Genomic DNA, 10895 nt, shown 5'->3' with positions numbered 1-10895 from the left:
TCATTCAACGATGAGAATGCCATGATAGCCACTCACCGCCACTGCGTTTTCACCTTATTGCTCATGGGTATTTCGCTTCTATTGTGCCGCCCTGCACTTTCAGTCACATCGCCAACATCCCTTGAGCAAATTCACGACCTTGGTGTGCAATCCATCAATGGAGATGGCGTCCCTGTAGATCTCGCCAAAGGGCGCTACTATATTCAGCAATCCGCATTGCAGGGCTATCCCCTCGGTCAATACCATTTAGGGATTCTGTTTTTCACGGGTGAAGGAGGTCCTCAAAACTCAGCCTGCGCAATTTGGTGGCTGGAAAAAGCCATTGCCGCGAATAATGAAGTGCGTGAAAGAGCGCAACAGGCATTGCATGACATTCAGGAAGATACCACTGTCACCACAGAAGCGGTTGATGAACAACGTTGCCAGCAATATTCGTACAACTTAATCAGCCTACCGATGACCGAGCCCGTTCACGCTGAACCGCAAGTTAATGCTATCGAGCTCTCTGCCAAGGGAAATCAGGTGCTACTGGAAGTTTTAAACAACCACCGACCGCATCGGATTTATGCCACATTGCGCCTATTGCAAAAGGAACTGACTAAAATATGGCAACCTATTGCCGAGCACCGTGAACGCTTAATGCTCGCCGCTGCGCATAAAGCCCATATTCAGCAGCAAACAGCGTCAATGGTAAATGAAACCGTTTCTGACGAACCGACTGAAGTGATCATTACCCTTGTATTGCCCCCGTCAGAACACAAAGGTGAAACTGAACAGCTAGAATCAGTGCCAATCGATATGCCTAGCAAACCGATAGAGGTGACGATTCCGGTGGCGAAACACACCTCAGTGAGCACTAACTTAGGTGGCGATATTCGCTCAGCTTCCCCTCGCCATTACACATTGCAATTAGGCAGCGCAAGCAGCCCTGAAGGGCTTTATGAACGTGCTCGTCGACATAAATTACGTAATTATTTGGTCTATGAAACGGTAAGAAATAACCGCCAATGGTATATATTAGTGTATGGCGAATACCCAACGCTCCGAGCCGCAAAACACGCCATACCAAGCTTACCGTCTGCATTTCAACGGGATAAACCGTGGGTACGTAGCTTACAGCAAGTTCAATCTGAGCTACACTAACCCACGGTTAGGTAGGCGATTATCGCTTACCTAACCCCTTCCCCTGTCCCCATTCGCTTTAAAAACCGCTGCTGATAACGCCACAAAGTTTTGGCATCAACACAGTGATAATCCATGCCAAATTGCGCGGCAGTTTGCTGAATAATACGAGCAAGCGCAGGGTAATGTCGGTGGTGCCAATTGGGGAATAAATGATGGGTCAGATGCAAATTCAGTCCGCCGAGCCAGTAAGTTAGGCACTTCGGCGTGGTTTGCCAATCATAGGTCGTTGAAAACGTATGAGTATAAAACCCTTGCTCCATACGCCCTGAATCCGGTGCCGTATAAAAGGTGGCCTTCGCCCAATGAGTACCTAAAATCAGCACCACAAAAATAAATGACGCGAACATTTGGCTAAGCAGATAAACACCCAACAATGTGCCAATACCGATGCCATACGGGGATAACACCCAATAGGGTAATAATATGGCCAAGGCAAGATGCAGGCTCTTACTCAGAAAAAATACCCCAATACCTTTCGCACCTTGATAGCGCATTTTTGGCGCGACGCGGGTGAAATGAAAACGGTCAAACCAATCGTAGCCCCAAATCAGCGCGGGAAACGTCATTGCCGCTATCAACGGCCAATACAAATGCTGCCAACGCATAAACGGATACCAGCGTTGGTATGGAGTTTGGCGCAGTAAAAAATTCTCTTCAATATCCAGATCATAATCACGAACATTAGTATGGGAATGGTGAAAAACAATGTGCCGCACACGCCAACAATCAGGATCTAACCCTAAAGGAATTGTCACCCAAAAGTTCACAATCCGGTTAAGTGCTCCTCGCTGAAAAACGGCGTTATGGGAGGCATCGTGCACCATATTAATCGCCAACAATAAGGCAAAGAAAATAAACAGCGGATAACCCACAAAAAACAGTATTCCACCTTGGGAGCTGAGCATTAGCCCGTAGCTGCCTAAGCACACCAAAATCAGCATAAAACTTTTGAGATAGACCCAGCCATCGGCAAAGCGGTGATCGCCTTTTTCTTGCAGATACCCCTTTGCCGCTTGCTGCAATGCACGGTGAAAAGCCAAGTCATCCCGCTGGCGAAAAGCGAGGGGCGGTAATGGTTTAGGCTTGTACATCACGTCTATCCACAGGCGTTATTCCTATGCCCATTAGCACAGCAGCGCTGTGCAACCATAATAGCGCCCCCACCACCAGCCAAAATGGTGTCAACCAACCTGCAATAATGATCAATAACAGCATCAGGCTGGCCACCGTAAACCAACTCCATTTCCCCCAGCCATAACCGCTTGATAAGCCAGATAATGCGACAGTTCCTGCCGCTAACAGAATAAATAACCCGACTTGCTCAAGGGTCGTGCCATTAAAACCGTACCCATAGCGATACACATAGCCAATCACCAACGCGAACAGCAGCAATGTCCCGCCTACAAGCCCCATTTTTCCGATGTGATAACGAGGGGAATGCGTTGGTTTATTCGTTTTTTTCACGCCCAAGATACGCAAGAATGGACGATTGCTGTCAATCAGCGGGTTTTCCGTCGCTACCTCACCACCGATACCGTATTGATGCGGTGTTTCAGGAGATTCAGAAAACGTCCCAAACAGCTTGTCCCAAATAATAAAGCTACCGCCAAAATTACGATTGGCGTACCCACCCGTTTTTATATGGTGAACCCGATGATGATGCGGCGTCACCATCCATGATTCCAGCCATTTAAAACGGGGAATTAACCCGCTATGGTTAAAAAATTGAATCGTATAATGAAGCACAGATATCGTCATAAAAACAGTGAGCGGCACGCCCATCAACGCCAATAACAGAAAGAAAGGAATCGAAGTGAGTGAGGAATACCACGAATTACGTACCCCTAATGAGAGATTAAAATGCTCCCCTTGATGGTGCACCACATGCACGGCCCACAAAAGACGGTAACGATGGTGCAAACGATGTAGCCAATAAAATCCTAAATCCCAAGCAATTAACGTAAACAACCACACCAACCACGTTGGCCAGCTATCGGTAAGACCAAAAGAAAAATGCGTGACCACAAAACCGTAGCAAAATAGTTCTAATCCACGGAACAGCCACAGCATGATATGCCCGGAATTAAGGTTAAAAACCACATCTTGCCAACTGAATGAAACGCGCTTTTGGCGAGCAATAATCAGCGCTTCCACCATCACAATCGCCACCATAAAGATAATGGGAAATGTCAGTTCATTCATCGCACTCTCCGTGACGGATAAGCCGCCCATAAGCGAACAACCGTTATCGCTATCCACGCACAAACCGCGCCGCCAACCACATCAATAAATAGGTGCCGCTTCAGCATTAAGACAGAAAAAATAATCATCAACGCCCACAATAGCCACAAGAGGTTTCTCAAAAATTGACCTTTTCGACACAGAGCCCACCACGCAATTAATGTTAACGACACGTGGAGCGAAGGCAGCATATTTTGCGACGTATCCACCTGCAATAACCTGGCAAGTGCCTGCTGAGTCAATCCACTCCCTATATTTTGAGGGAATTCTGCCGTGGTTGGATAAATCAAATACACCGTGCCAGATAGCACCGCACAGAGGATCATCTGCCACATTAACGGCTTCACTTTTTCTGCGTGACTCAGCAGATAACCGCAAGGAATAAAAAGGAAAAATGAGAGATAAAGCCATATCGCATTTGGCGAATAACCGATGGCATCATCAATGATCGAGGGGGAAATAACGTGCGCAGAGGAATAAATATGCCCCGTCAAAGAGTAGATAACCCCAACACATCCCCAACCTAATAGTAAATACCCCACGCGCTGCCACACTGATATCGACGTTATCATGGTACCTCCCGCGTGATCCGCCGACGTTTGATTGCCATTGTCGTCTCGGGCAAGGTGGTGTTGAGTTGCCACTGAAGATGCTCAGTCACTGCGCCTTGCAGTTCGAAGTAGTCAGTTAGTGCTTGCTTACATGCCAACAGCGCCGTGTCTTCACAATCCGCGGATAAGGTGAATAACTGCCCCTGTTGATGAAGTCGGTAATCTGTTTCTATCGGTAACGTATTGCACATCACTCGGTTACAGGCGTCCGCAAATAAGGTTATTGGCTCACCTTGTTGATTGGTTAAAACTATTTGGTCATCACTACGCCCTTCGATGCATTCAATGGCTATTTGAGCATCACCACAGGGGCATGGGGTCTCCCTAACGACCAAAATATCATCCAGCTGATAGCGCACAATGGGCTGAGTTTGCCGCGTAAAATCGGTGATAATCGGTGAAAAGCGGCGTTCATCAATCCACTGTTTTTCGATATGCAAAAAAGCTTCATTCAGATGCAATGTGCCATGAGGGCAGGTGCAACCAAGAAAACCTTCCGTCGCTTGGTACACTTCGCCGACATCTGCAAAAACGGTTTTTAGCCGGGCTTTATCATCCGCATTTAGCACTTCCGCCACTGATATCACCCTTTTCGGGGTTAGTGAGCACTCATTTCGCTGCTGGCGCTTTGCAATTTCTACCAGCACCTGTGCAGGAGCAACAATAATGGTAGGCTGCCATTGATTAAGCTCAGCAAGATGCTCATCAAAATCCCCCAGCAGGTCGTAAAACTGAAATGAGAGCCAGCGGTTATTCACGCTTTCATATAAGTTATTGTTTGCACGTAGAAACAGTGCAACGCGCTCTCCAGCAAATAATCCATCTGGTAGCATCTTAGCGAGCATGGTTCCCGACCAGCGAGCTTGCTCATTTGGGCTGACCACAAACACCCCACGTTTTCCTGATGTCCCTGACGATAACCCCACACTAAATTCCCCCACTGTTGGAGAAAAATCACGGGAGGATTCGCTCTGTTTCGCGCAGGCAAGCAGCTCATCCACTTTCAGCCCTTGGGTGTTCATGCGGTCAAAATGCTGCATCATCAAAGCTTTATTCATCACAGGCCACTGAGTAAGTGCTTGCTGACAATATGCCGCAAAATAGGGACTACGCCGTAAAAAACGCTGCGTAAATGCCGATAATTTTCGCTGTTGATATGCCTCTAGCGCTGCGCTATCCGTAAAACGCAGTCGGCGAGCCTGCCAGTAATACCACAGAATTTTCAGCAGTTTCACAGCTCACCCTCATGACACAGTTGGATCGGTATCTGGCGTTTATCAATCTGATGCAATTTATTGAGCGTGTCGTAATAGGCTTGGCGGTCATCCATAATTAAATTCGCCACCGCCATTGGTCCGCGCAATTCTCGGTAATTCGTTGGTGACCATGCCGCATCTCCCGCCAGCAAAATCCAGCCATCATCCGTTGCCACGCATAACCCAGTATGCCCCGCGGCATGACCCGGTAATGGCACCGCAATTAAGGTTTTTTCTGGGTTTATTGCGTAGCCAAATCCTAATTCGGCTAAGGCTTCAGGCAGCTCAATACGCTCAAAGCCTTCATAAAGCCGTGCTCTTTCTTCGAAATCTTCAGGGATTAACCCACGCACAAAAGCTTTACGTAATGCGGAAAATCCGGTTAGGTTACGCGTTTTTTTCCACCCTTCCCCCGAACAGATCAGCGGTACTGAAGGGAAATCCCGCAGCCCCGCAATATGGTCGCCATGGAAATGGGAAATAATGACGCCTGTAATATCAGCAGGCGTGATACCATCCGCCTTGAGCTGAGAAACGAGAGCATCTTTGGTATCAAAATAAACCGGCGTAACCGCTCGATACAACCGAATGATGCCTTCACGGGTATGATCATAAAAATGGTCGGCATACCCCGTATCAAACAGCCAGCGCTGGCCATGCCCCTCAATCAGCCATGCCCGCGCGGGGAATTTACACGCTTTCATACTGGCACCTTTGAGGGCAACACAACCGGGATGGGTGCAATATCCCACTTCAAATACCCGAATGTTCATCATAGTTTGCCCTCTTGGTTTTCATTAAGCCATTTTGCGGTGCGTGCGATGCCCTCCGCCATGGAATAGCGTGGGATGTAACCGAGTTCCTGCTGAGCGCGTTGATTGTTTAAAATCATCGTGAAATAAGCAGCGCCGAGGCTATAACGGGTTAATAACGGCTCTTTTCGCTGCATAATCGCTAATTTTTCTAAACAAAACGCCACACCGTATAATAGCGAATAAGGGGCTGATTTAATCTGGCACTCAGTGCCTGTTTGCTTAAATAGCATTTTTAATGTGGTGGCTAACGGTTGAGGATCTTGGTTAGTAATATTAAATATCGAGCCATTTTTTAACGGTTTTTGGGTTGCCAACATCATGGCATCCACCACATTTTCAACGTAGGTCAAATCGAAGGCATTTTTGCCCCCTGCCGGCAGCACCAATTTGCCATGGCGGGCGCGGACTTGCGCCATCAAACGCGGCAATAAAACCCGATCATGAGGCCCAAATAATCCTCGAGGACGCAAAATCACAAAGGTGGTTGAGGGATAATTCGGTACTATCTTGGCAATTTCTTGCTCGGCAAGGAACTTCGTTCGCGCATAATCATTAGCAAATTGCGTGTTATTCGTTGATTCGAAAATATTGTGCTGGTGAGTAAAATTAAAATAGATTGCAGGGGTGGAGATATGCACAAACCGCTCGATACCTTGCTCTGCCGCAGTCTGCGCCAAGGTTTTGGTGGCTTGCCAATTAATGGCTTCGAATGTTTCACGCGCACCCCATGGCGCCGACAGTGCGGCGCAGTGCCAAATTACCTGACACCCTGCCATCAATTCACGCGCGGTTTCCGGTGTTAATGTTGCCAGTTCTACGGGAATAAATACCGCCCCCGCATCCGTTAACTCCTGACCAATAGCCAAATCACGCCCGCAAGCCACCACCTGATGCCCATCACGTAGCAAGATTTCTGTGGCATTGCGCCCAAGCCCGCTGGTCGCACCTGTGACTAAGATTTTCATGGTATAAGAACCAGTGCGGATAACGCTAAACCGGCTGCGGTTCCTACCAGCATTACGTGGGATTTGCCATAAAAACGGTCGGTAATAATGGCTTCATGCAGCGCGGAAGGAATTGATGCCGCGACTTGGTTGCCGTGTGTGGCATAGATATCGACTAACTGCTCGGCGGTAACACCCAGGCGTTTACGCATATGTTCCAAGGATAAGTGGCTCGCTTGATGGGGAACCACCGTATCAATCTGCGCTAAGCTCACTCCCGCTTGAGACAGTATTCTCTCCATAAAATCCTCAACCATGGCGGATGCCATCTTGAATAGAGGTTTGCCTTTCATGTGGAATAAGAAATCGCTCGGCTCCATCCCTGAACGTGGATTACGACGAGTGCCCCCCGCGCGAATTTCACAGAGATCTAATCCTTCAGGATAGGTTTCTAGACGAAATGCCAAAATACCGCTATTCCCATCACCGCGTTCAACAAGAGTACAAGCCGCACCATCCCCAAAAATAAGCGAGGATTCTTCATGTTCCCAATCGATCCCCCGAGAGGCAATATCCGCAGAGACAATTGCAATTCGGCGATACTGATGGGTAGTGAGTAGCCCACCCGCAATTTGCAACGCCGATAAGTAACTCACACAGCTCGCATTCACATCAAAGCAGGCAATACCCGAATGAAGTGCTGAACTTGCAAGAATATGAGCTGCGCTACAAGGTAGGGCTTGGACAGGAATAGCCGATGCACAAATCAAGGCATCCACTGAAGCAGGGTCAATATGGTGGCGAGTTAATGCATCGTGAATTGCTGAAGCAGCTAATTCAGCTTGGCTATCGGTATTTGATGCATGGTAGCGCCAGCGGATCCCCGAACGTTTTTCAACGTAACCGTTCGGTTTATTCAGCTGCTTATCCAAATCCATCGACAATACTTTATGTGCGGGTAGTGCGATGCCAGAAGCAATAATTTTCAGTGGCACAAACGTGTTGGGGTTAAGCATTTTTTACCTATTCTTGTAGTTTATTGCTTTATTACCCTTCATTTACCAAATAACCCGCCATCATGGTATCGGAAAAAGTGCATATAACATAAATATTGGATAAGTCAGATTATTTTTCATCAAATAAATAGGTTCGCTTTTATTTCAAAGGTGGCGACCCATATTTAATACTCGAGCCACATTGCATGCTGTATTTTCTAAGTTTTCAGCCCCCTGATTGAGCGCCTCACTAAGGGAAGACAATCTTGGCAGAATGCTAAATACCGCCGTTACACCCTCTTGGTGCAATCCTTCTACCCCATCCCCTAACACACCGCTTAATGCAATAACCGGAACCTGATGTTTTGCCGCGAGTCTCGCAATGCCGATGGGCGCTTTTCCTCCTGCGGTCTGCCCATCCATACTACCTTCCCCGATGATCACCAAGTTAGCATCTTGTAAGTGTTGCTCAAACGCTAAAGCGTCCATCACAATCTCAATACCAGATTTAAGCTCACCGCCGAGTAGTGCAGCTGCTGCAACGGCGATCCCCCCCGCCGCGCCGCCACCGGCAAGATAACGATAGTCAGTCCCCGTTAACTGTTGAAGAAGCGCCGCAAACTGGTTTAATCCATTATCCAACTCAGCCACCATTTCTGGCGTTGCCCCTTTTTGTGGACCAAAAACCGCCGCTGAGCCGTGTTCTCCTACCAATGGGTTACTCACATCGCAAGCAATGTCGATTTTGCACTGAGATAACCGCGGGTCAAGTTGCTGAATATCGATATGCGATATCTGTGAAAGGATATTACCCGTGGTTCCCGGTAATTGATGATTTTCATCATAAAATCGCACACCCAGCGCCTGCAACATACCAACGCCGCCATCCACTGTAGCGCTCCCGCCAATCCCTAGAATAATCCGCTCAACCCCTTGAGCAAGCGCATTGGCGATCAACTCTCCCGTACCATAGCTGTTCGTCAGCATCGGGTTTCGCTTGGCAATAGGCACTAGCATCAACCCACTGGCTTGTGCCATTTCAATCACCGCCGTCTTACTTTCAGCTAATAGCCCATAGTAAGCCATGACAGGGAGACCCAATGGATCTGCCACGGTAACCGATATTTTTTCACCGTGCAGTGCCGCAATAAGCGCATCCACGGTTCCCTCTCCACCATCAGCCACTGGCAGTGAAATATATACCGCGTCAGGAAACACACGTCGAAAGCCTTTTATGACTGATTGAGCCGCAAGCTCGGCGCTCATACTCTCTTTAAAAGAATCAGGTGCAATGATAATTTTCATTAATCCGCATTCCTTATTTGCACAATGTCATATTTATTTTTATTTCTATAAACTATTTAAAATAATACCGATAATCAATAAACAAATCTGTATCTTTATGACGAAGTAAATATAAATCTTTCTCTCGAAACATATTTATGAATAATATATATATAAGTGTAACAGCCCATTACCCAATTCATACTTCATTATTATTTTTTGCGTTATTTTTATAAAAAATAAGTCAGTAATTATCGCCATAAAAAACCAATCAAAACCCAGAAAACTAGATTATTAGATTGATTAAATTAAAATAATCAAACATAAAATCCATAATTATTTATACCTTTACTCACTAACTGAGTGATCGAAATAGCTATTAACTATCGAAAATAGCCTATCAATCCGTCATAAATATTGGTAATTAATTTAACTTAGCGGTTAAATACTCCTAAATTGAACCAGTCAATTTTAGATTACTCTCGCCAATTAAAGATAATAATATTTAATTATCTTTGAATACTATTATCTCAATAAAACTCGCATGGAGGGATCATGCTAGCTAATCAACAATTTGATAACCATGAAGTATCCAATTACATTGGTTCATTTCTTAAACGACGACGTAAAGTCGTTGGGCTCACGGGCGCTGAGCTCGCTTCTCGTTTAAGCATCAGCCAACAACAGATTTCTCGCTATGAGCGAGGTGTCAATGCGATTACTATTCAAAATCTTTTGGGAATTTTGCATGCTTTAGAATTAAAAAAGCACGATATTGATGAGTTCCTGCAAAATATTTTTAATTTTTATCATATCGATATTGATATGGAGAAAAAGTTGTTTAACTAGAAATTAATTTCTACTAAACAACTTGTTAGGTATAGAGAGGGTAATGCCTCTCTACCTCTTCTCTCTTTGACTTCCCCGTAATTCCCCTCTATCACCCTCATACTTGTGACAAAATCAACGCCTATAAATCAACTTTGAACATTGCTATGATGGAAAAATTAGCAAATCTTGTGATGGAGATAACGATGAGTATCCAGCGCGACACTATTTTGAGCCATGCGTTAAACCAGTTAGAGCAACAGGGGTTATCTGCCTCGACAGAAAGTTTACTCACTGAAATTGAATCCGATTTTACGACCTTACGCCAATTTTGGCCTGATGATGAAGCCCTCGTTTATGATTCTCTACGCTATCACGGGCAGCAAATTGAAGTGTGGCAGCGCCAAACCTTATTAGATGAGCGACTCAGCCCACAACTTAAACTCATGGCTCGTTATCAACAACTGGCAGAGAAAGTCCGCGAAGGGCGTTTCCCTGGCTGTCTGTTTATTTCTGCCTGCAACTATTACCCAGACCCAGAACACCCTATCCACCAATTAAGCCGCCTGCAAAAATCCAACTCATTCAGCTTTACTAAGCAGCTGCTCGATGAGCTAGATATTGAAGATGCAGAACTCGTCGCCAATCAGATGGAGTTGGTTTTAGAAGGCTGTTTAAATCGCTTGTTGGTTAATCGCGATATCCGTGATGTGGAAATTGCTCAACAGCTTTCTGA

Annotated in this window: 11 protein-coding genes; 3 read left to right on the top strand and 8 right to left on the bottom strand. The window is 46.2% G+C overall.

What is annotated here, in order from left to right; all coding sequences use genetic code 11:
• Positions 1-21: 21 nt before the first annotated feature.
• Positions 22-1143 (top strand): SPOR domain-containing protein, encoded by a 1122-nt coding sequence (locus GKR71_RS09625; protein WP_230085055.1) that lies wholly within the window; start codon positions 22-24, stop codon positions 1141-1143.
• 26 nt (positions 1144-1169) lie between these two features.
• Here the strand turns inward: GKR71_RS09625 and GKR71_RS09620 are convergent, their stop codons facing one another.
• The 8 genes from GKR71_RS09620 to GKR71_RS09585 form a co-directional block, all read right to left on the bottom strand.
• Positions 1170-2276: a fatty acid desaturase family protein gene (locus GKR71_RS09620; RefSeq protein ID WP_036949617.1), complete on the bottom strand. Its 1107-nt coding sequence runs from the start codon at positions 2274-2276 to the stop codon at positions 1170-1172.
• Positions 2263-3387, bottom strand: coding sequence for a sterol desaturase family protein (locus GKR71_RS09615; protein ID WP_036949616.1), 1125 nt, complete (start codon positions 3385-3387; stop codon positions 2263-2265). Before GKR71_RS09615 ends, GKR71_RS09620 begins: the two co-directional genes overlap by 14 nt.
• Positions 3384-3998 (bottom strand): phosphatase PAP2 family protein, encoded by a 615-nt coding sequence (locus tag GKR71_RS09610; protein WP_154634221.1) that lies wholly within the window; start codon positions 3996-3998, stop codon positions 3384-3386. Before GKR71_RS09610 ends, GKR71_RS09615 begins: the two co-directional genes overlap by 4 nt.
• Positions 3995-5272, bottom strand: coding sequence for a F390 synthetase-related protein (locus GKR71_RS09605; protein ID WP_230085054.1), 1278 nt, complete (start codon positions 5270-5272; stop codon positions 3995-3997). Before GKR71_RS09605 ends, GKR71_RS09610 begins: the two co-directional genes overlap by 4 nt.
• Positions 5269-6069, bottom strand: coding sequence for an MBL fold metallo-hydrolase (locus GKR71_RS09600; RefSeq protein ID WP_154634220.1), 801 nt, complete (start codon positions 6067-6069; stop codon positions 5269-5271). The genes GKR71_RS09605 and GKR71_RS09600 overlap by 4 nt, the downstream gene beginning before the upstream one ends.
• Positions 6066-7073: an NAD-dependent epimerase/dehydratase family protein gene (locus GKR71_RS09595; RefSeq protein WP_036949607.1), complete on the bottom strand. Its 1008-nt coding sequence runs from the start codon at positions 7071-7073 to the stop codon at positions 6066-6068. Before GKR71_RS09595 ends, GKR71_RS09600 begins: the two co-directional genes overlap by 4 nt.
• On the bottom strand, positions 7070-8068 hold the full coding sequence (locus GKR71_RS09590; protein ID WP_036949599.1) for a 3-oxoacyl-[acyl-carrier-protein] synthase III C-terminal domain-containing protein: 999 nt from the start codon (positions 8066-8068) through the stop codon (positions 7070-7072). Before GKR71_RS09590 ends, GKR71_RS09595 begins: the two co-directional genes overlap by 4 nt.
• A 144-nt stretch (positions 8069-8212) precedes the next feature.
• On the bottom strand, positions 8213-9352 hold the full coding sequence (locus tag GKR71_RS09585; protein ID WP_154634219.1) for a glycerate kinase family protein: 1140 nt from the start codon (positions 9350-9352) through the stop codon (positions 8213-8215).
• Between the two features lie 534 nt (positions 9353-9886).
• On the opposite strand from GKR71_RS09585, the gene GKR71_RS09580 reads away from it, so the two are divergent.
• Both GKR71_RS09580 and dicD read left to right on the top strand, forming a co-directional pair.
• Positions 9887-10180 (top strand): helix-turn-helix domain-containing protein, encoded by a 294-nt coding sequence (locus GKR71_RS09580; RefSeq protein WP_036949597.1) that lies wholly within the window; start codon positions 9887-9889, stop codon positions 10178-10180.
• A 191-nt stretch (positions 10181-10371) separates the two neighbouring features.
• Positions 10372-10895: division control transcriptional repressor DicD (gene dicD / locus GKR71_RS09575; RefSeq protein ID WP_442959413.1), on the top strand; the 524-nt coding region annotated here is incomplete at its 3' end.

Origin of the sequence: Providencia sp. wls1922, assembly GCF_009706505.1 — a bacterium.
In the GTDB taxonomy this organism is placed as follows: Bacteria; Pseudomonadota; Gammaproteobacteria; order Enterobacterales; family Enterobacteriaceae; genus Providencia; species Providencia lanzhouensis.
Note: the sequence above shows the minus strand (reverse complement) of the source record. Positions and strands in the feature narration are given on the sequence as shown.

What these genes read in the sequence shown, in the direction of transcription:
- GKR71_RS09615 (WP_036949616.1), bottom strand. Translation starts at nt 3,387, where the DNA reads ATGAATGAACTGACATTTCCCATTATCTTTATGGTGGCGATTGTGATG.
- GKR71_RS09585 (WP_154634219.1), bottom strand. Translation starts at nt 9,352, where the DNA reads ATGAAAATTATCATTGCACCTGATTCTTTTAAAGAGAGTATGAGCGCC.
- GKR71_RS09610 (WP_154634221.1), bottom strand. Translation starts at nt 3,998, where the DNA reads ATGATAACGTCGATATCAGTGTGGCAGCGCGTGGGGTATTTACTATTA.
- GKR71_RS09620 (WP_036949617.1), bottom strand. Translation starts at nt 2,276, where the DNA reads ATGTACAAGCCTAAACCATTACCGCCCCTCGCTTTTCGCCAGCGGGAT.
- GKR71_RS09580 (WP_036949597.1), top strand. Translation starts at nt 9,887, where the DNA reads ATGCTAGCTAATCAACAATTTGATAACCATGAAGTATCCAATTACATT.
- GKR71_RS09625 (WP_230085055.1), top strand. Translation starts at nt 22, where the DNA reads ATGATAGCCACTCACCGCCACTGCGTTTTCACCTTATTGCTCATGGGT.
- GKR71_RS09600 (WP_154634220.1), bottom strand. Translation starts at nt 6,069, where the DNA reads ATGATGAACATTCGGGTATTTGAAGTGGGATATTGCACCCATCCCGGT.
- GKR71_RS09590 (WP_036949599.1), bottom strand. Translation starts at nt 8,068, where the DNA reads ATGCTTAACCCCAACACGTTTGTGCCACTGAAAATTATTGCTTCTGGC.
- GKR71_RS09595 (WP_036949607.1), bottom strand. Translation starts at nt 7,073, where the DNA reads ATGAAAATCTTAGTCACAGGTGCGACCAGCGGGCTTGGGCGCAATGCC.